The 23,253-nt window shown below is 60.0% G+C and carries 32 protein-coding genes; 17 read left to right on the top strand and 15 right to left on the bottom strand.

Features of this window, described 5'->3' with window-relative positions:
- Together C8N35_RS23125 and C8N35_RS23120 are read right to left on the bottom strand one after the other, a co-directional pair.
- On the bottom strand, positions 1-372 hold a 372-nt coding region (locus C8N35_RS23125), incomplete at its 3' end, for a helix-turn-helix domain-containing protein (protein WP_107992120.1).
- Entirely contained in the window at positions 369-638 is a 270-nt protein-coding gene (locus C8N35_RS23120) for a type II toxin-antitoxin system RelE family toxin (protein WP_107992119.1), read from the bottom strand. The genes C8N35_RS23120 and C8N35_RS23125, both read right to left, overlap by 4 nt.
- A 167-nt stretch (positions 639-805) precedes the next feature.
- Here C8N35_RS23120 and C8N35_RS23115 point away from each other — a divergent pair, with 167 nt between their 5' ends.
- Positions 806-1,447: an AAA family ATPase gene (locus tag C8N35_RS23115; RefSeq protein WP_107992118.1), complete on the top strand. Its 642-nt coding sequence runs from the start codon at positions 806-808 to the stop codon at positions 1,445-1,447.
- A 119-nt stretch (positions 1,448-1,566) separates the two neighbouring features.
- Positions 1,567-1,815 (top strand): ribbon-helix-helix domain-containing protein, encoded by a 249-nt coding sequence (locus C8N35_RS23110; protein WP_210203664.1) that lies wholly within the window; start codon positions 1,567-1,569, stop codon positions 1,813-1,815.
- Between the two features lie 32 nt (positions 1,816-1,847).
- On the opposite strand, the gene C8N35_RS23105 is transcribed toward C8N35_RS23110, so the two are convergent.
- From C8N35_RS23105 to C8N35_RS24570, 9 genes are all read right to left on the bottom strand, one after another.
- Positions 1,848-2,054: a hypothetical protein gene (locus C8N35_RS23105; protein ID WP_107992116.1), complete on the bottom strand. Its 207-nt coding sequence runs from the start codon at positions 2,052-2,054 to the stop codon at positions 1,848-1,850.
- Positions 2,055-2,066: 12 nt separating this feature from the next.
- Positions 2,067-3,017 (bottom strand): hypothetical protein, encoded by a 951-nt coding sequence (locus C8N35_RS23100; RefSeq protein ID WP_107992115.1) that lies wholly within the window; start codon positions 3,015-3,017, stop codon positions 2,067-2,069.
- 151 nt (positions 3,018-3,168) lie between these two features.
- Positions 3,169-5,418, bottom strand: a complete 2,250-nt coding sequence (locus C8N35_RS23095) for a portal protein (protein WP_107992114.1) — start codon at positions 5,416-5,418, stop codon at positions 3,169-3,171.
- A gap of 23 nt (positions 5,419-5,441) precedes the next feature.
- On the bottom strand, positions 5,442-5,864 hold the full coding sequence (locus tag C8N35_RS23090; RefSeq protein ID WP_107992113.1) for a hypothetical protein: 423 nt from the start codon (positions 5,862-5,864) through the stop codon (positions 5,442-5,444).
- Between the two features lie 204 nt (positions 5,865-6,068).
- Positions 6,069-7,625: a terminase large subunit gene (locus C8N35_RS23080; RefSeq protein WP_210203663.1), complete on the bottom strand. Its 1,557-nt coding sequence runs from the start codon at positions 7,623-7,625 to the stop codon at positions 6,069-6,071.
- Between the two features lies 1 nt (position 7,626).
- Positions 7,627-8,373, bottom strand: a complete 747-nt coding sequence (locus tag C8N35_RS23075; protein ID WP_107992111.1) for a hypothetical protein — start codon at positions 8,371-8,373, stop codon at positions 7,627-7,629.
- A 22-nt stretch (positions 8,374-8,395) separates the two neighbouring features.
- Positions 8,396-8,815 (bottom strand): DUF1376 domain-containing protein, encoded by a 420-nt coding sequence (locus tag C8N35_RS23070; RefSeq protein ID WP_107992110.1) that lies wholly within the window; start codon positions 8,813-8,815, stop codon positions 8,396-8,398.
- An 11-nt stretch (positions 8,816-8,826) separates the two neighbouring features.
- Entirely contained in the window at positions 8,827-9,153 is a 327-nt protein-coding gene (locus C8N35_RS23775; protein ID WP_146177472.1) for a hypothetical protein, read from the bottom strand.
- A gap of 287 nt (positions 9,154-9,440) precedes the next feature.
- On the bottom strand, positions 9,441-9,692 hold the full coding sequence (locus C8N35_RS24570) for a YdaS family helix-turn-helix protein (RefSeq protein ID WP_428977135.1): 252 nt from the start codon (positions 9,690-9,692) through the stop codon (positions 9,441-9,443).
- A 102-nt stretch (positions 9,693-9,794) separates the two neighbouring features.
- On the opposite strand from C8N35_RS24570, the gene C8N35_RS23055 reads away from it, so the two are divergent.
- Both C8N35_RS23055 and C8N35_RS23045 read left to right on the top strand, forming a co-directional pair.
- On the top strand, positions 9,795-10,406 hold the full coding sequence (locus C8N35_RS23055; RefSeq protein WP_107992108.1) for a helix-turn-helix transcriptional regulator: 612 nt from the start codon (positions 9,795-9,797) through the stop codon (positions 10,404-10,406).
- A gap of 774 nt (positions 10,407-11,180) precedes the next feature.
- Entirely contained in the window at positions 11,181-11,414 is a 234-nt protein-coding gene (locus C8N35_RS23045) for a hypothetical protein (protein ID WP_107992106.1), read from the top strand.
- 13 nt (positions 11,415-11,427) lie between these two features.
- On the opposite strand, the gene C8N35_RS23040 is transcribed toward C8N35_RS23045, so the two are convergent.
- Genes C8N35_RS23040 through C8N35_RS23025 form a run of 4 tightly spaced genes read right to left on the bottom strand, consistent with a single transcriptional unit; the run spans position 11,428 to position 13,666 of the window.
- Positions 11,428-11,871: a VRR-NUC domain-containing protein gene (locus C8N35_RS23040; protein WP_107992105.1), complete on the bottom strand. Its 444-nt coding sequence runs from the start codon at positions 11,869-11,871 to the stop codon at positions 11,428-11,430.
- Between the two features lie 60 nt (positions 11,872-11,931).
- Positions 11,932-12,336 (bottom strand): hypothetical protein, encoded by a 405-nt coding sequence (locus C8N35_RS23035; RefSeq protein ID WP_107992104.1) that lies wholly within the window; start codon positions 12,334-12,336, stop codon positions 11,932-11,934.
- Positions 12,333-12,848: a hypothetical protein gene (locus tag C8N35_RS23030; protein ID WP_107992103.1), complete on the bottom strand. Its 516-nt coding sequence runs from the start codon at positions 12,846-12,848 to the stop codon at positions 12,333-12,335. Before C8N35_RS23030 ends, C8N35_RS23035 begins: the two co-directional genes overlap by 4 nt.
- Complete coding sequence (locus C8N35_RS23025; protein ID WP_107992102.1) at positions 12,845-13,666, bottom strand: glycoside hydrolase family 108 protein; 822 nt, start codon at positions 13,664-13,666, stop codon at positions 12,845-12,847. Before C8N35_RS23025 ends, C8N35_RS23030 begins: the two co-directional genes overlap by 4 nt.
- Before the next feature lie 152 nt (positions 13,667-13,818).
- Here C8N35_RS23025 and C8N35_RS23020 point away from each other — a divergent pair, with 152 nt between their 5' ends.
- The 13 genes from C8N35_RS23020 to C8N35_RS22960 all read left to right on the top strand — a co-directional run bounded on the left by C8N35_RS23020 (position 13,819) and on the right by C8N35_RS22960 (position 23,215).
- The gene (locus C8N35_RS23020; protein WP_107992101.1) at positions 13,819-14,925 is read left to right on the top strand and encodes a N4-gp56 family major capsid protein; all 1,107 of its coding nucleotides are present in this window, start codon (positions 13,819-13,821) and stop codon (positions 14,923-14,925) included.
- A 42-nt stretch (positions 14,926-14,967) separates the two neighbouring features.
- A complete protein-coding gene (locus tag C8N35_RS23015) occupies positions 14,968-15,423 on the top strand; it encodes a hypothetical protein (protein ID WP_107992100.1) in 456 nt (151 codons plus the stop codon).
- Between the two features lie 68 nt (positions 15,424-15,491).
- Entirely contained in the window at positions 15,492-15,785 is a 294-nt protein-coding gene (locus C8N35_RS23010) for a hypothetical protein (protein ID WP_107992099.1), read from the top strand.
- A gap of 5 nt (positions 15,786-15,790) precedes the next feature.
- Complete coding sequence (locus C8N35_RS23005) at positions 15,791-15,976, top strand: hypothetical protein (protein ID WP_107992098.1); 186 nt, start codon at positions 15,791-15,793, stop codon at positions 15,974-15,976.
- Positions 15,901-16,665, top strand: a complete 765-nt coding sequence (locus tag C8N35_RS23000) for a phage adaptor protein (RefSeq protein WP_342753520.1) — start codon at positions 15,901-15,903, stop codon at positions 16,663-16,665. Before C8N35_RS23005 ends, C8N35_RS23000 begins: the two co-directional genes overlap by 76 nt.
- Positions 16,662-17,288, top strand: a complete 627-nt coding sequence (locus C8N35_RS22995; RefSeq protein ID WP_107992096.1) for a phage adaptor protein — start codon at positions 16,662-16,664, stop codon at positions 17,286-17,288. Before C8N35_RS23000 ends, C8N35_RS22995 begins: the two co-directional genes overlap by 4 nt.
- The gene (locus C8N35_RS22990) at positions 17,288-17,704 is read left to right on the top strand and encodes a phage tail fiber protein (RefSeq protein ID WP_107992095.1); all 417 of its coding nucleotides are present in this window, start codon (positions 17,288-17,290) and stop codon (positions 17,702-17,704) included. The genes C8N35_RS22995 and C8N35_RS22990 overlap by 1 nt, the downstream gene beginning before the upstream one ends.
- 691 nt (positions 17,705-18,395) lie before the next feature.
- Positions 18,396-18,680, top strand: a complete 285-nt coding sequence (locus C8N35_RS22985; RefSeq protein ID WP_107992094.1) for a phage fiber-tail adaptor protein — start codon at positions 18,396-18,398, stop codon at positions 18,678-18,680.
- Complete coding sequence (locus C8N35_RS22980; RefSeq protein ID WP_107992093.1) at positions 18,677-20,131, top strand: tail fiber protein; 1,455 nt, start codon at positions 18,677-18,679, stop codon at positions 20,129-20,131. Before C8N35_RS22985 ends, C8N35_RS22980 begins: the two co-directional genes overlap by 4 nt.
- A 3-nt stretch (positions 20,132-20,134) precedes the next feature.
- The gene (locus tag C8N35_RS22975) at positions 20,135-20,761 is read left to right on the top strand and encodes a DUF4376 domain-containing protein (RefSeq protein ID WP_107992092.1); all 627 of its coding nucleotides are present in this window, start codon (positions 20,135-20,137) and stop codon (positions 20,759-20,761) included.
- Entirely contained in the window at positions 20,761-22,506 is a 1,746-nt protein-coding gene (locus C8N35_RS22970; protein ID WP_107992091.1) for a hypothetical protein, read from the top strand. The genes C8N35_RS22975 and C8N35_RS22970 overlap by 1 nt, the downstream gene beginning before the upstream one ends.
- Positions 22,506-22,769, top strand: a complete 264-nt coding sequence (locus tag C8N35_RS22965) for a hypothetical protein (protein ID WP_107992090.1) — start codon at positions 22,506-22,508, stop codon at positions 22,767-22,769. Before C8N35_RS22970 ends, C8N35_RS22965 begins: the two co-directional genes overlap by 1 nt.
- A complete protein-coding gene (locus tag C8N35_RS22960) occupies positions 22,769-23,215 on the top strand; it encodes a GNAT family N-acetyltransferase (protein ID WP_107992089.1) in 447 nt (148 codons plus the stop codon). The genes C8N35_RS22965 and C8N35_RS22960 overlap by 1 nt, the downstream gene beginning before the upstream one ends.
- Positions 23,216-23,253 lie beyond the last annotated feature (38 nt).

The following is a 23,253-nucleotide window of genomic DNA, read 5'->3' as shown; positions in this document are numbered from 1 at the left end:
CGCGCGCGGAAGGAGCATTTCCAGGCTCACACCGAGTGCGGTGGCGATCTTCTGGAGGGAGCGAAGGCTCCCCTCCTTCTTCCCGCTTTCAATTTCGCTGAAATACGCTTGCGAGATGCCGGCTTTTGCCGCGACCGCACTGGCCGTCCAACCCCTGTGTTCGCGCAGCAACTTTACCGGCGACGCACCGTCCTCCAGCAGAGCCCCGATCAGCTCCCCCGGGAATGTCTCCCGCTCCCCCGCTTCGACGGCGCGGTGGATGCCTGCGACCCTCGCAATATCGATCTGGTCGAGAAGAGCTTCATATTCAGCGGCCGACATGACGACCATCGTGTCGCCGCTCGGCGACGTGATATTCTGGACCTTACTCATTTGTGCTTCCCCTTCCGCTTGTAGGCTTCGCCGCGTATGTCAATGTCCGTCACCTCGACGGTGGCTTGCGTCTCCGTGATGAACACGCGCCAATCTCCCACTCGAAGGCGGACTGTCCGGGAGCCTTTCATTCTCTTCGTGTTGTTCACTTGAGCCCCCTCCCCTTCGGCGTACTGGTAGATCTTTTTGTGGATCAGCCGCGCGTAGTTTCTCGGCATTTTCCATAGGGCATCATTTGCAGCCTTCTCGAAAATCACCTTCTTCATATATATCGCCTTTCGCGATTTTTCAATCTCCGTGTTTCGCTATAAGCGATAATACACGCCGGCAATCGCGGCGCAAGGGGTGATGTTGATTTAATATTAAATTCATCGTTGTTAGATATCGGATTAAGGGTATTATAATGGGCGTTTAAAAGGAAAATGGTAGGACGATGATAATCACCATTGGAAACACCAAAGGCGGGGTCGGGAAAACGACGCTTGCCGTGAACATCGCCATAGCTCGGGCCCTTGAAGGGCATGATGTTTGGTTGATCGACGGCGACCGCCAGGGCACCGCCCAGACCGCCATCGCCATCCGCTCGGAAGAGGACGTTCAGCCGGGCATCGCCTGCTCTGCATACCCGGATGGGAAGACGCTGCGAGCCCAGCTCCAGCAGCAACAGTCGAAGTTTCAGGACGTCATCATCGATGTTGGCGGGTTCGACAGTACGGCGCTTCGCGCGGCTCTGGTCCTGACCGACAAGCTGCTCATCCCCGTGGCCCCGCGTTCCTACGACGTATGGGCGCTGGAGAGCATCATGGGGCTGGTGGACGAGGCCCGCTCGGTGCGCGACGGCCTTGAGGTCTATGCATTCCTCAACTGCGCGGACCCGGGTGACGGCGCGCGCGATAACATCGAGGCCGCACAGGTTGTCGGCGAGTTCGACGGAGTGACCTATCTCGACACCCCGATCCGGCGGAGAAAGGCAGTCGCCAATGCCGCCGGGGCGGGCATGTCGGTCCTTGAAGCGAGGCCCGTGGACAAGAAGGCGGTCGCCGAGTTGAAGGCTTTGCTCGCCGCATTGTTTTAATATCGGCGTACACTCAGTTTAATATTAAAATCCCATCGAGAAAATATCAGAATAAGGGTAAATTAATGGCAATCCGTAGACCAGCAAAGCCGCGTCCAGCAGCTACCGAATCTGATGACGTGGCAACTGACGCCTTTATCTCCGGCGCTCCAGACAGTCGGCAGGAGAGCCCGGCTGAACGGCCGAAGAAGGTCTATCCGAAGAAGGGGCGGCGCATCCAGCGCACGATCACGTTGACCGAGGACATGCTGAACAAGCTGGATGAACTGGCCGAACGCACCGGGCAATCCCGTAATGCGCTCATAAATGTCGGCATTCTCTATGTGCTGAACAATGGCGTCGGCGGCGTCTCCAACAACGGCAGTTGAGGACGCCGCCCAGCTTCGTGAGGGGAGGGAGGTCAGTCGGGGTAGACGAAAACCCCGTTCTTGAGATTGTCCCCGTCGAAATCGATCACACGCGCCCGGCTTTTCACGACGACAATCTCTCGCTCGACTGGAAAGTCGATCTCAAGGCGGGCGCGCTGACCGGATTTGCAATCGAGAGAGATGAACCCCATCCCCGGGAAAAAAACCTTGTCGCCAACGCTTAGGTCTATCTTGAGCATCAGACTTCCTTCTTAGAGGGAGAGGTAACGGTCGCGCTGCTCCGGCGGCAGCTTTTCGAGTGCTTTCTCGAATTCGAGCGAGTTCGTATCCGCCAGCTTGTCGAGCCAGCCGAATTCAGTCGTTTCCGACGTGTCCTCGATCTCGGAGGAGGGAACACCGCGCAGGATCGGCGGAACCGGGTCCGTCCGTTCGGGAACGGCGGGAACTGACTTGCCCTTTCCCGGGTTCTTGGCATCCGGCTGCGGTTTTCCCCCGCCCATCGCTGTCTGCAACTCGCGCACCACGTTCTCATGGGCCGTGGTGAGCAGGTCGGCGCGGAATGGGTTTTGGGCATCCCGCTGTAATCGCTTCACTTCCTCGTCCAGCAGCGTGTACATCGCGCCGGTCTTGAAAGTGGGATGCTCGTGCATAAACGTGCCGACATTCGACTTCCAGCCCTCCAGAGCGCTCGTGTAGAGCGTTTCGGCGACGGTACCGCGCCGATCCAGCTCCCGCAGTTCGTCCGTCGCCTTGCGCTGCTGCTCGCGGTACTCCTGCGCCGTCAGATCGCCTTCATCGAACTTGGCCGCAAGATCATCGAGTGAGGTGTTCAACTCGTCGATGCGCTGCTTGTGCTCCGGGGGGAGGGTCCAGGCCGGTGCAGGTTCATCAACGGGGCCATCGTCAGAGGCGGGGGCTCCTGCTGCTTCCTCCGCCTCGCCATCGGCCGGGGCTTTGGCGCCATCCGCCTTGTCCGTGCCGTCCTCTGCACCTGTGGCCTTCTCGTTCGCGCCTTCTGCGCTTTCAGCCTCGCTGTTGCTCTCTTCCTTCCCATCGGTTTCTCCGGCGGGGGTTTCGTCCGGTTCATCCCCGCCCGCGTCCTGGCCCCCCTCCTCTTCGTCATCGACCAGTTCTTCGTCCATCAGCCCCTCGCGCTCTTCGTCGCTCAGGAGTTCCAGTTCTTCATCCGAGTATTTCGCCATGGTTGTCGTCTCTCATCGTTCCGGGGTTGGTCGGGGGCGGGGGTCACCGCGCCCAAAGCTGCAACTCAAAAAGAAGTCGGATCGGGTCGGTTTCCTCCTCTTCGTCATCGACCAGTTCTTCGTCCGAGTACGTCTCTCTCTCCTCCATTTCTCAGCGTCCCGTTGGGCCGGCCGGGGAGAGGCCACCAGCCACCTGGGCCTGTGGCGGGGGAGGGGCCTGCATAGGGCGCTGAGCTTGAGGGGGCGGAGCTGACTGCTGGGGTTGCTGCGGCCCAGCCGCCTGGGGCGGGTAGCCCGCTGCCTGGAGCAGCATGTCGGCGAGGTCGGCCGTCGTCGGGGTTGCGGCGATTGTGGCCGCCGCATCGACGGCGGATGCCTGGGTGTCAACCGAGTTCTTCACTGCCTTCGCGCGGATTTCGGCGGCTGACGCCTCCTTTTTGTCCGCGTCGGCGATGATGTTGCGCAACTGAGCCGACGTCATCTGCAACTGGAGCTGCTGCTGCTGCTGGAGTTGCTGCTGGCGCGCGGCGAAGCTCGGGTCTTGCTCCTCGTCTTCGTCCGGGTCACGCATCCCGGTAATCTGGCGGACACGCTTGACCAGCTCTTCGCGGTTCGGCACGTCCATCTGTTCGATGATAAGATCCATCATCGCAGCCGCGAGCTGCGGCATTACCGGGCCGAGACGGCCGAGCAGATCGAGGAGGGCCGTAAGCTGCGCTTCTCGCTGTGTCGCGCGCCAGTCGTCCTCATCGATAATGAAATCTGCCTTGCTCCGGGTTATGTCGTTCTCCGGCAAGCCATCGTTGATCTTGATGAAATCGGGACGGCCACGGGAATCGGTGATGCGAAACTGCTTCTCACGGCTCATGAACTGCTCAATCAGCGACATGCGCTTCTCGCCCTGAACTTGCCGAGCGAAGCGCAGATGGTCGAACAGGTGACTGGTTGTCAGCGCGCCCTGCTGTTGGCGAGCCTGGACCGCGACCCCAGATACGGCGTTTGTCGCCCGGCCAAGGTTCTCGTCGGTGACGCCCCCCACCTGCTGAACCATCTCAATATCGCGGCTCATCAACTGAAGGTGAGCGGCAGACAGCTCTCGTTCGTTGCTGATTTCGAGCGCCTTGCCCTGCTTCTTGATAATCAGCGCGTCGGGCCGTGCTACTTCCTCCATCAGCGCATCCGTGTCGTCGACAGCGCCTTCGTCCATGATCACCTTATTAGTGGAAAGGATATGGAGAGCTTTCGAAGCGCGCTTGTTGATGTCCACCTGCAGGTCGCGGATATTCCGGACCAACCCGTAAGGCATGCCATCCCGGCCGCGCCGTTTGCACCAAATCGGCGTGAATGGGTAGCGGTTGTGGCGATAGGGCGAGCGCGAGAGAAAGAGGAGTCCTATCGGGGTCATGAGTGCGACGTGCATCCTCATAACCGGCTTTTCGATCAATTCGGCTTCGCCAGATTGCAGGCTGTCGGCGTGCCCGGGCGAGTGTGGGTCGTACAGTTCTCCAGAGAATACTCCGCCCTGGAGGCGCCGGGCCATCACCGGCATGCGGAACCACATCTCGATGATCCGAAGACGTTTCCGCGGTGCCACCACGATGTTCGTCATAGTGTCGGAATCCCAGCCGTCCTGGCTCTCCTCTTCGGGGAGGTCCATCGCTTCGTCGCCATAACTGTCGATGAAGCCCCAACCGGGGAACGTCTCGCGGACGCTCCTGTCTAGGAGCGACAGCCGCTTCGGGAACATCGCCCTGGCGACATCGAGATCCACCCAGCGCGAACGGCATTCATAGCGGGCGTCGGACAGGTCCAACTCTTTGGCAGCACTGTCCCAAAGCATGCTTCTCCAGCTTTCGGAGCCGGAGTAGATTGGTTCCTCTTCGTCGTCACCTTGCCACCCGTCTTCGAGCCACCCAACGCCGACCTTCGTCGCGTCTTCAAACGCCAAAGACACCTGATACCGGCTCTTGTTCACATCGGAGATGTATTTCAGGAGCTGGGATTTCCGCCGGGCGGGCTCTGTATCCTCCTTGCGGCGCGGGAGCACTTTGAAGTCGGTGCGAGAACGCTTCTCACTTCCGAGAACCCAATCGATCGTCGTAGAGATGACGTTGAAAACGAGAGGGATTTGCCCTCGTTCCTTAAGGGTGTTTGCGTCCTCGTCCGTCCACTGGATGCTGTCGTAGAAATCTTCGTCAAGCGCCATTTCCACGCGGTTCGAGGACTGGCGGGCAAGTTCGCGCGTGTAGTAGCCCATGAGCTGCGAGTGCAGCATGGTCATCGGCAGGCTATCGAGCTTGTTTCCGGTGCGTGGTCGTGATGTGTCTACGTCCTTGTCCGGGATGGGCGATTTGTATTTCTCAGTTCGGACCGAGCCATCGTCCGCGTTCAGATCAAACATGGCTCGGCCCCCAGCGCAGGCGGCTAGTCGCGCAGCTCCGTGGACCGGATCGCAGTGCCGTTTTTGTCATAGATGATTGCCTCCGCAACGACGCTCTTCTCGCTCTGCGGAAACGGCGGAATATCTAGGAGGTCATCGAGCATGTCCTCGACAAACGACACGATCTTGATGAAGGTCGGGAGGTTGTCGGGGAGACGTAGGCTTTTGGCGAATTCACAGGCCTGGAATGTGGCCTCGACGGGATCGCCGACATCGCGGCTCCAGACCCACGCCCGCGCTTGCGTGATGACGCAAGGAACAAGCCTATCGTCGAAATCCCTGCCCGTTGGGATTAAGACCATGCACGGTTGCCAAGAGTGCTCCAACCGTATCCATGTTCCTATAGCGGTAAGATCCCCACGGGTCTTTGTCCAGTACCGTCGGTCTAAATCTAGTGCTTCAAACACGCTTTTTCTCCACATTTGGTGTGTCTACAGTCTCCCCGGTGCCCGTATCGAACCGGGCAGCGATCTTCACGGCCTCTTCAGCCCCGGCTCCAGCGGCCATTGCTCCAAGCGCGAACTGGCCCCCGGCTCTATCGGAGAAAGTCATCCGGCGATCTGTTGCGAGCGTGCCATCCAGCACGGCGATTGTTGTCATTGCTGTGCCTGTTATGCTGTTAGACCAGAGGCGCGAGAGCGCCTGCGGGTGGTTTGGGCCGGGCTCATCCTTCCCCACGAGCCGGCGATCCGGCGGACTTCTTCCCGATACTGAGCCTTCTGCCGGAGAGCATCGACGCCGTGTTGGTGCCCGTTCCTGGCGGGCTCTTCCGACCATGCGCCCATGTTCGCGTTCCACCGTTTTCGGTAGTTGTCGATGTGCTCGATACCTTTGGCGCACTTCTCTTCGTCAAACAGGTAGTTCACCATGTCGTCGCGCAAGGCGGGGAGGCCGATGCCCATCAGGTCCGGCGTGCGTGGGACAATCTCGATGTGCTGCAATCCAAGCCCTTCGAGCATCTGCTGGGGCGTTTCAATGACAAGCTGGCCGGGGCGGCGATGACTGCCGTCATGCGGCAGGAAGTGATGCCCGTAGACGTAGCCGCGCGCCTGCAGCTCATGCACCACGTAGGAATAGGCTTCGGACGAACACTCGAAGTAGTCGATGAAATGGTCCATCAACCCAATGCTCTGTTGGAACCAGATCGCGATATCGTCATCGACACCCAGATCCCAGAACGTGTTGACAGGGAAGGTCGGGTCATAGGGGACGCGCGTAATCCGGCCCTCTTTCCGTGCCCTTGCGATCTGCTTGCCGAGCAGCACGCCATCGACCGAAACCTTGAACGATTCCTCGACTGTGGACGGGTATTCCTGCCACATGAGCTGTTCGTCGTCGGCGTAGTCATTGCGCCGCGTCTGCACGTACCAAGCGCGCTTTCTCGCGGAAATCTGTCGGCCGATAGCTGCCTCCAGATTGTCGAAGTATCTGCGGTCCTTGTCGCTGATGAAGACGCCTTCCGGGTCTATCTCGTATTCATCCGCGTCCCACCACGATGCGAAATGGAGCCGATATTGAAGCCGGTTGAGGCGCTTCCCCGCCTCCTCGTTGGCCTTTGCCTCCATGACAAACTTATAGAAAGGCCCATCGCGCCCTTTGGCGGTACTTTCAATGAAGACCATGCCTTGGGCTGCTGCGGGCAATGCGCCGGTTGTAACCTTCTCAGCGCGAAGCGGGCTTTCCGCGCAGATGATGCCGAACTCGGAGACGTGCAGCCAATTGAGCGTGTCGCCGCGCGCGCTCGTCGACACCTGGATCGAAGAGCCATTCGAGAAGTATTTTTCGGTGACGTTGTCAACGCAGATCGCGGCCTTCGCCTTGATGAAGTCGGGCAGGCGGGTATAGGCAAATTCGATCTTCGATTTCATGATCGTCTGCGCGGTGGGCCGGTCCTGCGCGATGATCGCCCCGCGTTGGTTGTCGTTGAAAAGACAGGCATCGAGGATCAAGAGCTGGATAAGGGTAGAGAAGCCGCGCTGGCGTGCCTTTGGCACCATGTTCTTCCACCAGATGCGCTTGAGGAATTTCTCCTGCGCCTCATTGGGGACGAACAGAACGACCTTCTTGGACTTGTCGAGGATGTAATAGAGGTTGCGGATGCGCCAGTTAGGGTCTTCCAGGTTGGCCTCTAACTCGTCGGCCGTAAGCCCCGCCAAATGTTCGTACATATCAGCTCTCGCCCTCCGGTTCTTCGACCGGCGAGAAGGCCGTCAAGGCTTGGTTCTCTGGCTGTTCTGGATCTTCAACCGGCTGGATAGTCGTGCCGCCGAGATTTTGCAGGAAGGCGTCCATAGCCTCACGGCCACCCAGCGGCCCGTCTTGTGTGGGCGGCTTCGCGCGCCAATGGTCCGGGTCTCGGTTGAACAGCCAGACGGTTGCCGCTTTCGTATCCGGCGGGACGTGTTCAGTCACATAGAGGCGGACGAGAGAGCCATCAACCACCACGACTTTTTCTGCGTCGTAGCTGTAGCCTGTGGCTCTCTTGTACAAGCTCTCCTTAACTCGATCATCGGCGAGTTTTTTGCCGCTGTTCAGTGCTTCACGGAACTCCGGGAACCGAACCTTCCAGAGATATATGGTTCGTTGAGTGACGCCGAACGCTTGCCCCACCTCATGGTCGGTTGCACCCAACCGCCCGAGAATGCGGGCCATTTCGACGCCTCCATCCGGCATTGGCCGGTTCTCAGCCATGTTGATGATTTCCGGCTCGACGGTGATCGTGGCCGGGTCGTTTCTCTGCTTCGATGGCTTCCGCGAGGCATCCTTGGGTTTTGGCCTTTCGCGGGGGGCTTCCTTGGTCTTTTCCTGAGTGGTGCGCTTGGCTTTCGGCGTGGCCTTCATCTGGTTGCGTTTCTGGAACGCATTGAGAGCCTTTTCCCGGCTCTTCCCGAGTGTGGTGTCTGCTTTCCGTGCCATAAGCTACGCCAGATCCAACCGCTCACCGTCTGCGGTTCGTGAAGCTCGTGGGGGAGCAATCGCGAGCCTTTGCGGTGATCCCTTTGAATGCCCGCTTCGCGGCTTCACGCTGTATTGCTGCCTGTCGCCAATGGACTTGCATCTTCGCAACTTCGGCTATTTCTGCCTCTGCCTCACGACATGAGATCTGTCCAAGAGCGGTGATGTAGAGAAAACCACGCTCAGTCAGTGCGATAAGCAGCGTTCGGAGTTTGCGCGTCGAGCACCCAAGTTGGTTTGAAAGCCAACGTTCATCGCGTTCAATGGCGTCGCCCTGGTCGTAGATCAGATCCAGAATAGTCGCCAGGGCGCCACGCTCTTCGAGTGTGAGCGGCGCGCATTTGACCAACTGTCTCTGATGGAAACGCCGATGATAAAATTGGCGCGGTTGATTTTTGGCCATATTCCAGCCCTCTATGCCTCGCTCGGGCAACGCCCCGAAGCCAAGCTCTCTTGTTCTTCTCGCAACCGCTGAATCTGGCTGTCGATGGCGGCGATCCGTTCTTCTCGCACAGCTCGCGCAAGCCACATTGGGGTATCGATAAGAGCGGCGGCGAGAAGGGACGGCCCGTAGACATGAACCAGCCGGACAAAATTGGAGGTAGAAGGCTGAGCCTTCTTGAGCATCCAATTTTCGACGGTGCCCGCCGGTATGCCAGTGTCAGCGGCGACGTTCTGGCAGAGCAAAGCCGGATACTTCTGCCGGAAGTAGTCGAGCAGGGCGTCAAGATCGTAGGCCACCGTCAGCTCCCGGCAGTGTTGCCGGGTGCCAACGGTGGCTCTCCCCTTTGCTCCCGTCGCATAACGGGATCGGTCCTCGTGGAGGCCTGCGGTCACAAGGGGCGACCTCCTCACACGAGCAAGGCCAATGCTCCGGGCAATCAAGTCCGCCACATTACGGGCAAGGCGAACGATCATGGCCGGGGCGGCCGTTGGCGACGCGTCGGCCGCCGGGGCAGGGGAAGCATCAGGGGCAGCCAGATCGGGTTGCCCCTCCGGGATAGGGAACGTGATGATTATCGCGCCGGTCATTTTGCAACGCCTCTTTTGGAGGGTGCCCCGAACAGATCCGGGCGGAGGTGTTCGCGCCGGATGGCCCCTTCCGTTGCGCTTTCCAGCGCTAGCGCTGTCTCCGCTGAAATGCTCTTCGCGTGGCGGAGGAGATGAGAGATTTTTTGCTGAGAACAATTCATGCGTCTGGCGAGTGCCATCTGAGAGCCCCCGCAAAGTGCGATGGCATTCTCGATGGCGCTTACCAACCGCTTACGGTCGGTGGGCACAAGCACGCTCCTTTTTCCTACTAATTGATTGGTCAAATTTACCAATCAGTCAACCCAAAAATTGGTTAGTGTGATCGTGCGCCAAATTGGTAGAATTTGAGAATGTCGGTAGGAAAAAACGTGCGGCACTACCGCAGCTTGGTGCATTTGTCACAAGGACAACTCGCGAAAGCGGCGGGGGTGAGCCAACAACTCATATCTCACATTGAGCGAGGCGCATCGGACGGCTCGCATCGCTCTCTCGTGAAAATTGCGCAGGCATTGGGCTGTCGCGTTGCGGAGCTGGATCCGACTTGCGAGGCCGTCGAGCCAAGCGGCTCTTCGTGGCTTGTCCCGGTTTTCCGCCCGGAAGATGTGGCCGAATGGTTCGACGCGGGGGGCGTCGAGGATTCGCTCCCAGCCCCTCTGGAACGACAAGCAATGGCGCCGCTGGAGTGCTCCGGGCCAATCCTGGGCTTCCGGGTCCGTGATAGATCGATTGATCGGATCGCCCCGGTCGGCGCCCTCGTGGTCCTCGAACGCGAGCGGGCGCCATTTGCGCCGGGTGACTTCTATGGCTTTGTCGTAAAACGTGAATTTGTTTTCGGGCGGTATAAGAATGACGATTTTCGACGGTTGTCGCCCTATTCTACAGACCCGGATCTGGATGCTGTGTTCCTTCCAGAAGCAGTTTCGTTCCTTATGCGAATTCGTCGCATCGTTATCGACCTCTAGGCTCTTTCGTTTCCCGTGTTCGCGCGCGGCCACATAGAAAGAACTATCATTTAAATTCTATATTTAACTTACGCGAGATCCTGCCTAACAGGCATTGAAAACAAAGAAGAAATTGCAATTTTCAATCAAAAATAAGGTGCAAACTTCGGCCGGAATGACGGATGGAGGCGGGAATCGCCCGGCGGATACTAACCCTGTGGAAAACGTGTTTAAAACACGACAATGGGGGGCCGCATGCCGGGCGATTGCTGGGGAGCGCGGGCTACTTCAAGACGGCCGCGAGTAGGCGGTTCCGTATAGTGGGCTGGCGAACTGCTGCGCGCCCATCCTTCCGGCCGCGCTCTAGGGCATCGTGGTCCAGTCGTTCCCACCCCATACTCTTCTCGATTCGCTGCATTTCAAGCCAAAGAAAAGCATAATATACCTCAATAGTTGTCTCGGAACGGGAGACATCAGTGCAGACATTGGTCCTATCACCGTCGACATTAGTGTAAACGTTCATAACTCTGCCCCAAAACCTCGCTTTTCATAGAAAGTCACGGCGCTTCGTACAAAGAAAATATTGAAGACGGGTTCTTTTCTTAAATATTCTACAAACTGCGACTTTGCGTCTGACCTGTCAAAAACATCGGTATCTATGTTGACTTAACTAACAAATTAGTAGGTAATTTTGGCCGCTCAAGCCTTGTCAGCAAGAGCTTGGGAGAACGCGGCAATATATCTATATCATATCAATCTGATATGAATTTAATAGTAAGCGGAGAAGTATCGACTATGCGCGATCTCGACAGAGCCGTGGCTCGCTCCGAGGTTTTCGAAACTCAGGCGCGCAAGGCCGAAGCGCTCGCCTGCGACAGGCTCCTTGAGCGATTGATTGTCTTCCACGGAAGAAACGGCGGCCAGCGGTTTGAGATGCGCGGCATCGCTGGGGGCAACAATGGATTGCCGATGCATGCGGCGATCACTTCGTTCGAGCGGTTCTCTGCCACAGGCTGCGCACTCGGTTAGGCGCAGCGCGGCGTCACTCCCCGAAAAAGGCGCAGTCATCGGTATCCGGCATCTCGAACGAGCCATTGAGATACGCAGTGATCGCCTTGGACGCGGCGACCCAGCCGTAGCAGGTGCATACGGCATTGTCTCTGTTGCGCAACGCCTTGTGCCACGCCACTTGGTCGAACGACCGCCCACCACGCGCGTGATGGCGTAAGCCTTCGCGTTTCATTTCCACATAGAGCCCATGATAGAGGCCCCGCGCGACCGGCAGGTGAAGATCTGGCACCCCGGCGACGACGCCCTCCGCTTTCAACGCCGCAGCCGTTGCCTTATGGCGGTCGCCGCCATTCGGAATGGCATAGAGCATGGTGAGGTCGGGATATTTCGCGTAGGAGAAGTCGGCCCATTTAATGAGCGCGGCCTGCTCCTCGTGCTCCGAGGGGACCAGAAGCGATCTGGCGAGCCTAGACATTTATCACTCCAGAAATTGGAAGAGGGGGGATAGGCCGCGCTGGGACGCGCGGCCCACGGCCTACAGGCCCATTTTCGTGAATAGCCAGCGCCAGCCGAGGGCAATGCCACCGCCCATCGCCGCCCCCAGGGCAGTGAGGACCATCCGCCCCCCAATGAAGCGTTCGCGCAGGCGCGAAAACTCCTGAATCTGGGCGGTGTTTGCCGATGTCATTTGCGTCAGGGCTTCGATCTGGTCCGTCGCGGTGGCCACATCGTTGCGGATTTCCGAGATGCGGCGCTCTGTGCGCTCGGCCTCCACCGCTCGGAGCCGCTGTTCGGTAGCCTGGGCGCTCACCAGCTCGTTAAGCTGGGTTCGAAGCTGCAGCAATTCGTTGAGCTGCTTGCTCACCGCACCGATTGTACCCTCCAGCCGCCCGATGCTCTGTAACTGGCGCAGGACTTCGCTCGTAAGCTCTCCGCTCACTTGCTGTCTCCCCGCTTGAGCATCCGCAACGCCGTGTTGCCGCCCATGTACAGGGAGCAGTAGGTGACGAAGACGGTCGTGAACTCGCCGAAGGAGACTGTCAGCTTGAGCGGTGTGCCGAGAAGCGCGTCGAGAAGTGGCAGGAGAACCACATAGAACGTGATGCATCCGAGCATCAGCCACATGCCTGCGGGCCGCCACAGCCACCCGAAGGAACTGTCCTTCTTCATCTCGGCGAGCATGAGCTTGTTGCCCTGGATCTGCGCTGTTACCAGCGCGTCAATCAACTGCGGGACTTCCGGCTCCACGGCCGTTACGGCGTCCTCGATCACCGCCGGGGTGACGGTTTCGAGGTCTTCGACCGGCACACCGACTTTCTTGGCGATGGCATCAACCACAGCCCCGCCCACCGCACTGCCGGCCCCGCCGAAATGCTCCTGAAGGATGTTCTTCACGAGCGGTGCGCCGACCTTGACGGCCGCGCTGATCAGGATGGTTGCAAGGGCGGTCATACGATGACCTCCTTTGCCCCAGAGCTGGTGACGGCCACCGTTGCATAGGCTTCGGCGCGGGCCTTCTGATGCTGCGCGGCGATGTAGCGGGAAATGGCGTACACGGCGAGCCCCCCGATGAGGAGCACTGCGGCGGCCGTCACCGCATAACCGATATAGGGGGAACCAGAGAGGGCGTTCAGAAGGTCAGCGGAATTATCCGAACCGGCCGCCGACCCGCTGCCACCGCCCGCGAGCGCCGCACCGGTTGCGGCCTGTGCCGCCTTCTTCTTTTCGGACTTAACCCGGTTCGCCGCCGATGTGGCTTCATCCGCAGCGGCGGCTTTGATCCCGCCCGACGAAAGCCTCAGCGCATTCTGCGCCATGACGACGCCTTTGGTTTCAATGTCCGCGTCGCGGTTGGCCCACCCCTTGCCAAATTTCCACCAAGTCTTGAGCGACCGCTGCATTGAAAGCCGCTGGGAGCAGAGGTTCTTCACTCGGGCGACGGGGTCGGCGATGGAGGCGGAACGCGACAGCCATTTCTTCGACTGGCGGACGCCGGAGTTAACCGCGCCATCGTATCCGCACAGATCGACGCCTGGGAAAAGGTTCGGAGAGCCCACCGGATTCCAGTAGTTCTCGCGGTAGAGCTTGAGGGCTTCGTCGCGCGTGATCAGGCGAACGGACCGAGTGGGCAGCCCCCATTTCTTGCGGACGGCGTTGTAAGTTTTCTGGGTGACACCGAAATTCGTCGGCCCACCGGGGTCATCGGGGTCGTTCGACCAACCACCTTCCCAGGACGACGTGACTGCATGACAGGCGAGGAAGCGATCCATCGCGGGCTCCTAAAACTAGAGGTCCCGCACTCCTGCGCAGTGATTGCCACTTACCACAGGTCGTCAGTTGCAACAATAGCCGGATTGCAGTAGATACAGAGCCATAGAGCGCAGGAGTGCTTCCAACATCCCAATGGAGATGGAGCACCCATATGCCCACCACGATTGCATTCGGTGACAAGCGCGCTCAGAAAAAGTGGTCCGGCTCGCTGTTCATTCAGACGGCCCGGCAGAGCTATTTCAACAACCGTTTCATCGGCGAAAGCCCTGACAGCCTGATCCAGCGTCTGACCGATCTGGAGAAGGACGCGGGCGATACGATCACATTCGACCTGTCCGTCCAGCTCCGTGGTCGGCCGACCTACGGTGATGACCGGCTCCAGGGCAAGGAAGAGAACCTCAAGTTCTTTTCGGACGAGCTGAAGATCGATCAGATGCGCAAGGCCGTCTCGGCTGGCGGCAAAATGAGCCGCAAGCGCACTATCCACAACATTCGCCGCGTCGCCCGCGACCGGCTGGCGGAGTACTGGTCGAAGTTTTTCGACCAGATGATCTTCATCTATCTATCCGGCGCCCGGGGTATGAACGAGAACTTCATCGAGGATCAGAACTGGGCCGGTCATGCCGAGAACCCGATTCAGTCGCCGGATAATGACCATATCCTGTACGGCGGCGGTGCCACGAGCAAGTCGACCATCGACGATACCTGCGGCATGACCCGGGATCTGATCGAAAGCGCCGAGGTCAAGGCGTCGATGATGGCCGCAACCGACCAGAAGTCGGCACAAATGCTCCCGCTGAACATCGACGGCGAGAAGCACTACGTCTGCCTCATGTCCAAGTACCAGATGCACGACCTGCGCACCAAGGACAAGACGGGCTGGCTAGACATCCAGAAGGCGCTGGCGACATTCGAGGGTCGCAAGAGCCCGCTCTGCAAGGGCGGCGCTGGCATGATCAAGAACGTCGTGCTGCACGAGCACGAGGACGTGATCCGGTTCAAGAACTACGGCGGCGACGAAAAGCAGCCCGCCGCCCGGGCACTGTTCATGGGCCGGCAGGCCGGTGTGGTCGCCTACGGTTCGACCGGCGGCTTCCGTTGCCAGTGGGAAGAAACCACCCAGGACTACGGCAACGAGCCGACCATCGCCGGCGGCATGATCTCCGGCGTCAAGAAGTCGAGGTTCAATGACCGCGACTTCGGCGTGCTGGCCATCGACACCTACGCCAAGGACCCCAACGCCAAGGCGGCGGCGTAAGCCGCCGTCCCCCGTCCTTCTGTTTTCTCAACGAGGTAGAAAATGTCTGTTCATTATGGTGATGCGGCCACGGGGCTCGTTCCGTATGGCTACCCGGCCTTCGCACAGAGCCTGATCCGCAAGCGGTTCACGATCGATGTGGATGCGCTGGTCGCGGATGACCTTCTTATCGTCGGCGTTCTGCCGCTCGGGTGCTCTCCCTCCTACATGGTGCTGGACAGCGATGCACTCGATGTGGACGCAGAGCCGACCGCTGCCGTGAAGGTCGGCCTGATCAACGACGCCATCGACGACGTGTCGGAAGGCAGCAAAGTCGAAGAGCTGTTCACGGCCACAGAGGCGGTCCGCGCGGGCGGCGTGGAGGTCGGCGAAACCGCAGCGGTCGTCCGTGTGACGCCGGTCAACTACGACCGCGCGATTGCCTTGGAAGTCACGGCCGGGGCGGCAACGGCAAAGGCAGGCCAGATCGGCCTCACCGTCTTCTACACGACCGAATAAGCCGCGCCTGATGCGTGCGGGGGAGGGCAGCGAGAATTGCCCTTCCCCTAATCTTTGGAGACACCCCCATGAAAATCATCGAGTGCATCAACGGACCGACCGAGGTCCGGGTTGGCGACCGGTGCTATCGCTTCTCCTTCGACGCCAATGGCAGGGCCGTCGCAGAGGTGGTGAACCTGCGCCACATCGAATGCTTCCTCTCCCGGGCCGATGTTTATCGGGAAGCAGAAGCCAGCTCCCTCATGCCGGCGGATGAAACGCCCTCCGTTGAGAAGCCCAAGGAAGAGAAGACGGCTGCCGAACCGGCGAATGACACCGCCTCCGCCAAGCACACGCGCCACACCACGGCGAAGAAGGGCTGATCGTCATGCAGATTGAGAGCTTCATTCGGAAAGTGGTCGGGGTCGGCAAGAAGGCCGTTTCTTGGAGCGCACGCGCCATCAAGCGAGTGGTGAAGGCCATCGCGCCCATTATCGCATGGATCGGCAAAGTTCTGCTTTCGGGGAAACGCTGGATTGTGAACCTGGTCGCGAAGGTTACGGGGGCGATGTGATGGGGACGGCCGCCACAATCCTCACGAGGGCAGGCGTGTTGCTCTTCGATGACGAACACATCCGCTGGCCGTTGGCTGAACTGGCCGACTGGCTGGATGAAGGGGTGAAGTCGATCATCAAGGTGAAGCCGGGGGCTCACACTGAACAGATCGTCTTGCCGTTGGCGCGAGGCACAAGCCAGAAGGTTCCGCAGGACGCACGGGTTGTCCAGCTGATCGACATCTTGTGCAACGAGCCCAACGAGGATGGGGGCGGCGGGCGCGCTATCCGTTCAACTGCGCGGTCTTCTCTCGATGCAAGCGAACCGTCGTGGCATGACCCCAGCTATGTCCCGTATCGGCGGCAAGTTCGCCAATATGTCTACGACAGCACGCTCCCCTTCGACTTCTACGTCTATCCTGGCAACGACGGGACTGGTCGCGTTCGCGCGGTCGCGTCGACACTGCCGCCCACCGTCTCCGGGCAGGTGGAGGCGGGTTCAACGAATATCGCCGCGTACGAGATCCCGCACGGACTTCCCGAACAGTACGATGATGTGCTGCTCGACTATGTCCTCTATCGCGCTAACCTCAAAGACGACACGGCCGCCCAGCCCGCCCGGGCGACACTCCACTATCAGGCATTCTCCGCGTCATTGGGCTATCAGGCTCAAACTGAGGCTGCGGCCCCCAGCGGAGGCGGCCGATGACCATATTTGTGGATATCGAAGATTTTTTGCCGGAAGCCATCAAGTGGGCGCCGAACGTGTCGGACCCCGTGGCTTTGAAGGCGATCCGCCAGTCCGCTCGGGCGATCTGCAAAGCGGCGAGGAATTGGGTTGAGCCGGCGCAGATCGCAATCAGCCATCCGCGCATGCAGCCGACGTGTCCTGTGCAGGACGCCGATATCCTCGAAATCCGGCACGCCTTTCTTGATGACTGGCAGTTGGAGCCGGTCACGCTCCAGTGGATCAACGACGCCTATCCGCGTTGGCCGTTCGATCTTGAGCATGGGAACCCCCACTACATCACCCAGCTCCAACCGAACACGTTGACGGTCTACCCGTTCGCGACGGGGACGCTGTTTCTGCAAATGGTTCTGGTCCCATCGAGGAGAGCCAGCAGCCTTCCGGCGTTCCTGATGGACGGGGCCTTGGCGGAACTCCTGAGCGATGGGGCGGCGAGTTTTCTGCTCACTGAACTGTCATCGTCGAACCCGCAACTCGGCTTGGCGAAGAAGCAGACGTTTGAAGCGGCACTCACCACCCTGAAAATCGAAGCATTGCGCGGCCAGCAGAGAGCGCCGCTGCGCACGAAAGGAGCCTATTTCTGATGGCTGTCAGCACCTATTTGGCGAACCTCATGCTCGACGCGGGAATGCGCGGTATCGCCCCCGCTGTCCCGGACAAGCTCTATGTCTCGTTGCACACCGCCGATCCAGGCAAGACGGGAGCGGGGGAGGTGACGCCGGAGGCTTGGCCCGCATATGCGCGTCAGGATGCGACGGCGGGGGGCGAGTTGGGCGCGGCGTTCCTGCCCGCTGCCGATAGCGGCACGTCCAACAAACAGAAGCTCCTGTTCCCCGCGCTCGATGGCGCAGACCCGGTTGAAGTGACCCATTTTGGTGTTTGGACCGACGTGGGCGGTGGGACGTATCTCTATGGCGGAGAGCTGGAAAAGGCGAGGACCATCGAAACGTCGGATGAAGCCGTGATCTACGCCGGTAGTGTCACCTTGTCGGTGGCCTGATCGTGACATCCGCTGGGACCATAAACGGCAGTGCGCTCAATGCCCACGCCCTGAACGGGGGCAATCGAACTGTTGAGCTGGTCGCCGTGGTGGGGGCGTCTCTGCTGTCGTCTGCGGTCCTGACGGCTTCGCGTGCAGTGCGTGGGAATGGGCCTCTGCACAGTGGCGGGAATGCGGTTCTATCCTTAATTGGCGTCTTGTCTGGTGTTCATGTCGTGCGGTGGGCCATCTCCGGTGCGGTTGCGCGGCGATACCCTGCCAGCGCCGCGGCGCTCATGTCCCTGACGAATTCTGCGACGGCTGTACGCCGTACCAATGTGGCAGGGGATGCAATCGGGACCATTCATGCTTTTGGCCCGCTCGCGCTGAATATTGGTGTTTCCGGGAGATCACCCATCGCCTGGAGTGCATCCAGTGGGCTTGTATCTCGCATCGGCATTGGCGGGGGCAATCCCAGCCGCTTGATACCGGGACTGTACTTCACCGCGCGTCGCTCAGTGCCCGGGGTTGCGATCTATCGCACTAGCGTCGCTGGGCATCTCGACTATCGGTCATTCCGTCCCACGGTTGCCGTGCGCACGCGCGCCGTGAGCGCCGAGATCAGGTTTGCTACCGCCCGGGAGGCCCGGGAAATCACAATAGGACGAGAACCAAGGGCATTCTACGTCCCGAAAGAAGGAGGCTGGGCCTGATGATGCTCGGGGCCATTAGTAAGAAGCCGCTCGACCGGCTCGATTATCGGTTCGACTTTTCGCGCTGGATGCCGTCCGGGGACCACATCACAGGTGCGGAAGCCACAATCGCGGGCTCCACCGCGTCGGTATTCAAGACGGACTGGTCGGAGCGAGAAGTGCAGGTCTGGCTCGAAGGAGGCGCTGCCGGAGAACGGGGGACCGTCACCTTGATCATTACAACGGAAGCCCAGCGCGTGAAGGAAGTCGCTGCAGGCTTGGAGATTACGGAGAATTGCCGATGACAGCGCTCTTTGCCAATAACGCGGTCTCAACGCTGGCAGCGCCGATTTCGGCACAGGCGACCGCGCTGACTATTCAGGCCGCCGACGCCGCTCTGTTTCCAACCTTCTCGGGCGGAGGCGGAGCCGGCGAGTGGTTTCCTGCGACCATCATCGCTTCGACAGGCGAGATAGAAATCGTTCGAGTCACGGCCCGCAACGGTTCCGCGCTGACAGTCGCTCGCGCCCAGGAGGGCACGGCGGCGCGGGCTTTCGTTGCAGGGGCCAAGATCGAATTGCGGTTGACGGCCGGTACACTCTCAGAAATGGCGGGCAATATCGCGGTTCTCTCCAACGATCTGAACACTGCGACAACCACCCTGTCAAAGGCATCCAACATCGCAGTCACAGCGAGTGGTGGAATCCCTGTCGGTTCCGTGCAGAACGCGCTGGAGGAACTCGACACCAGCAAAACACCTGTCGGCCACCTGCACGTCATCAACGATGTGACGGGGCTTCAGGACGCACTGGACACAAAGGTCAATGCTGACGATCTCCCGGCAGGTGTGGCGGTGGGTTCTATCATGGCGTTCGGGGCATCCGAGCCACCCGCAGGATGGTTGGAGTGTAATGGGGCGGCTGTCAGCAGGAAAACTTACGCGGCCCTGTTCGCAGCCATCGGCACGGTGTTTGGAGGTGGGGATGCCGCATCAACGTTCAACCTGCCGGACCTGCGCGGCGAATTCGTGCGGGGCTGGGACCATGGGCGCGCGGTTGACGCTGACCGAGGGTTCGGTTCGAGCCAGCTTGATGCAATGGAGGCATGGACGGCGTCGTTTATCACACGCTGGAACTACTCATCGGACGGTAGTCAGGGCGCGGCGAGCGTTAGTGATAGCGGGACACAGGGGGCTACCAATAGCAACGCAGGGGCTCGCGTCACGATTGATCCATCGCGAGTGGCGCGCACGGCTAAAGAAACCCGCCCGCGCAATATCGCACTTCTCTACTGCATCAAGGCGTTCGACGCGGTAACCGATCCCGCCCAGGTCGCTGCCGCAGACGTGCTGAGCGACATGGCTCGTATTTCGGGACGTGTCGGCGACGTAGAGGAGAGTATCGCCACTATCGTCGCCCCCATCGAAAGCGACGAAATCGTGGTGTCTGGTACCGGTGTCTATACCTGGGCGCACGGGCTGGGGAAGGTGCCTGTGTTATGGGGCGCATTTGCTCGGTGGACGGGGGACGTGGCGTCGGGCACTGGCTACGAAAAGGGGGATGAAGTCCCCCTGAATTTTCAGCCGTACTACAGCAGCTCATGGCGTGCAGGCGGGGTGTGGGCGGACAGCACTGAGTGCGGGTTCTCCTGTAATGACATGTCCGGCACCGCGATCATTGGCAAGAATGGGGCGGCGACTGATTCCTATCTTGCGAACAACCCGGATTGGGTTCTGTTCTTCCGCATCTGGAGCTGACAAATGCCGATAATTGCATATGAAACGGAGAGCGGCGTTCTCGGTAGGACGCTTGTGAACAAGCCAGCGGAGGGTGAAACCGTCGCCGACAACATTACTGCGATGATGGATGCCGGACGGCTCCCGAATCTCCCTTGGGCGCATTATTGCGTTGTCCCGGACGGTGGCGCAGCTCTTGCCAGCCCGCCCGCATGGTGGTCCGTCGATTGGGAGGCGGGCACCATCACGGTGAAAGAGCCCGCGCCGGGAGCGGATGACTTGAAAGATGCACTCGCGACACTGCGCTACAAGCGGGAGAGCAGCGGGATCGATGTCAGAGATATGCAGGTCGCGACCGACAACGAAAGTCTGGCAAAGATCGTTGGCGCGCGCATGAAGGCGGACAAGGATGCGTCCTTCACGACGCGATGGAAGGCCATCAACGGCTGGTTCCCCCTCAATGCGGAGGAAATTGTCGCGATGTCTGACGCGGCGCTCGCCTTCATTTCGGCTTGCTTCGATGCGGAGGAAGCCGTCTCGGTACAGATCGACGCCGGGGCGATCTCTACGCTGGACGAGCTAACCACCGCCTTCGAAACCGCGCTCACCACTGAGCTAGCGGCGGACGAGGGCACTTCGGAGGCGGCGTAATGCCCGTAATCCGGCTTTCTGGTTTCGCCGGGGAAAAGCCGCTCTTGAACCCCCGGCTCCTGCCCGAAACTGCCGCCACGGCGTCTTATGGGGTGCGCCTCGACGATGGCGCGCTCACACCTATGCGCAGCTCGAAGCTCATAGCCACGCTCGACGGAGCGACCAACGCACAGACGATCTACCAGCACCAAGGCGAGTGGCTGACCTGGGAGAAAGTTGTGCATGCGGCTCCGGGGCCGGTGGCGCAAGATCGCCTCTATTACACAGGCGACGGTGCCCCGAAGATGCGGTTGGACGGGGTGGTCTACGATCTTGCCTTGCCGCGCCCCGAAGAGGCATTGGTGGTTGGAGTAACCGGGGATGCGGACGAGGATGCAGACCCCCAGACCCGGACTTACTGCTACACGCTGGTCACCAGCTTCGGGGAGGAATCGGCTCCGTGTTCGGCGAGCGAGCTGGTTGATTGGAAGCCGGGGCAGGAAGTCACGTTGAGCGGCTTCTCTGTGGGTCCGGTCGGGCGCAGTGTCACACTGCAACGCATCTACCGGAGCCAGACCGCGACCTCCGGCACCTACTTCTACCTGATCGCAGAGCGCGCCGTCACGGAAGGCGATTTTGTCGATACGGTCGACGTAGACGATATCCAGGATGCCCTCCCATCGCAGCAATGGGATGCGCCACCGGACGGGCTCTCCGGGCTCGTGAGCATGGCGAACGGTATGATGGCAGCATTCTTCGGCCGGACGGTCTATTTCTGCGAGCCCTACCGACCGCACGCATGGCCCGAAACCTACACGATGACGGTGGACGCCGATATCGTCGGGCTGGGCGCGCTTGATGCCGCCCTGATCGTCATGACCAAGGGCCGCCCTTACATCATGAGCGGGACCGCGCCGGACAGCGTTGTCAGCCGGAAGCTCGAAGCGCCGTGGCCTTGCATCAACGCGCGGGCCATCGTGGATCTAGGCTTCGCGATCTGTTACCCGACGAAAGACGGCCTCGTCCAGGTTGGTGCGGATGGCTCGATCTCGCTGGCGACGACGGAGCTTTTCAGCCGGGAGACATGGCTTGAGTTTTCGCCGGAAACAGCGGTCGCCGGGCAGGATCGTGGCATCTACACGCTGTTCTATGACTACCTCAACGGCGAAGCCCAGCGCCTGCGCGGATGTCTTCTGATCAACGTCAACGCGGCTCAGTATCTGTCCCGCGTTGATGAGCACGCCTCGGCGGTCTTTGTGTCAGAGGCGGACGCCAGCCTTTACCTGACGCGCAGCGACGATCCGCAGGTCTTGCGCTTCAATGATCCTGATGGGCTCCCCAGCACCTTCTACTGGCGCTCAAAGGAATTCATGCTCGTGCAGCCGGTCAACATGTCTGCCATTCTGATAGACTTGGGTCGCGATAACGACCCTGCGACGGTGAGGTTGATAGAAGAAGAGCGCGAGCGCGTCCGGCAGGAGAATGAATCTCTCTTCAACGGCGACCTTGATAGCGCGGTCGATGAACGAGCGCTCAACACGGGCGCAATCGGGTCGGACAACCTGTTGGCGCTACCGCGAACGGAAGCAATCACCTGCAATATCTATGCGGATGGGAAGGTGATCGCCTCCAAGGCCATCGCCGGCCAGATCCTACGGCTCCCCGCCGGGTTCAAGGCGCGGAAATGGCAGATTGACGTGTCTGCCAACTCGCAAATCTCGCAGATTGCTATCGCCTCAAGCGTGGACGAGTTGAGGGGGCAGTGATGACAGATGCAGAACTGAGGCTCTTGCAGGAACGGCTCGACACTTTAGCGGGAAGCAGAAACGCGCGCGTGCGCGATCAGTCGGCCGTCCGACTGCAAGAGCTGGAAGCACTGCGCACCATCCCGAAAATGCGATCTGCGACAGCCACGGCCGCGCCAACGGCCGAGGAATTCAATCGTCTGCGCGATGACGTGGCCCAGCTCTATGCGCTCCTGTCCACCGTCGCCCGTGCTCTTGTGCGGCGAAACGAAGGGAAGGCGTGATGCAGGAAATCGTCTACGAGAACACCCCCGGGTTGATCGCCTGGGCCGAGGCGCACATTCTCGGGGTTCACTTCCGTCCAGATGCCAAGGCTATTGGGCACGCGCGCGATGGTGAGCTGACGGGCGTTGTCGTCTTCGACACGTTCACGACGACGGATTGCCTTTTGGCGGTCGCTTCGGATGGCGGCCACCGCTTTCTGTCCAGGGCGTTCATCGTGCATGTCTTCGCCTATCCGTTTCTGCAGCTCGGCTACAAGCGCGTCACATCGTTGATATCGGCGGACAATGAACCCTCTATTCGGCTTTGCTCGAAAATCGGCTTTCAGCGGGAAGGGACGATGCGCCGAGCCAGTGAAAAAGGCGAGGATCTTCTCGTCTTCGGCATGTTGAGGGAGGAATGCCGTTGGCTCCGCCCCTCTAGGAAGCCAGCTCGTTTGGCGCTATAACCGTCCCATCGCGCAGGAGTGCGAACCATCCCCCATTT

This window comes from Breoghania corrubedonensis, assembly GCF_003053845.1.
GTDB classification, from domain to species: domain Bacteria; phylum Pseudomonadota; class Alphaproteobacteria; order Rhizobiales; family Stappiaceae; genus Breoghania; species Breoghania corrubedonensis.
Note: the sequence above shows the minus strand (reverse complement) of the source record. Positions and strands in the feature narration are given on the sequence as shown.